Genomic DNA, 717 nt, shown 5'->3' with positions numbered 1-717 from the left:
GTCGCTCGAGGTCACCCACCCGGTCGACGGCTTCGTCCGCCCGACCGGACTGTTCCGGCCGCCCGGGGCCTACGCGATGGCCGCCCGCCGGCACATGCACGAGTACGGCACGACCGAGGAACAGCTCGCGGAGATCGCCGTCGCGACCCGCGAGTGGGCGTCGATGAACCCCAAAGCGGCCCAGCAGGAGCCGATTACCGTCGACGACGTGCTCGATTCACGACGGATTTCCGAGCCGTTCAACCTGCTCGACTGCTGTCTCGTCTCGGACGGCGGCGGTGCGGTCGTCCTCGTTAGCGAGGAGAAGGCGGCGGAACTCGGCGTGCCGGAGATCGCCGTCGCGGGCGTCGCCTCCACGAGCACGCACCGCCAGGACATCAGCGAGATGCCCGATATGACGACGACCGGCGCTGCGGTGACGGGACCGAAGGCCTTCGAGCAAGCCGGTATTACCCACGACGACGTCGATGTCGCCCAGATATACGACTCGTTTACCTACACCGCGCTGGTCACCCTCGAGGATCTGGGATTCTGCGAGAAGGGCGCGGGCGGCGAGTTCGTCGCGGGCGGGACGACCGCCCCCGGCGGCGAGCTACCGATGAATACCCAGGGCGGCGGGCTCTCCTACTGCCATCCCGGCCACTTCGGCGTCTTCGTCCTCATCGAGGCCGCCCGTCAGCTTCGCGGCGACTACACGGGCGAGCGACAGGTCGACGA

General features: G+C 68.5%; 1 protein-coding gene. It reads left to right on the top strand.

The window, feature by feature from the left end; genetic code table 11:
* Nucleotides 1-717 (top strand): thiolase C-terminal domain-containing protein (locus PGX04_RS33720; protein ID WP_417585118.1); only part of this gene is annotated, 717 nt, incomplete at both ends.

Source organism: Natrinema soli (genome assembly GCF_028618695.1).
Note: the sequence above shows the minus strand (reverse complement) of the source record. Positions and strands in the feature narration are given on the sequence as shown.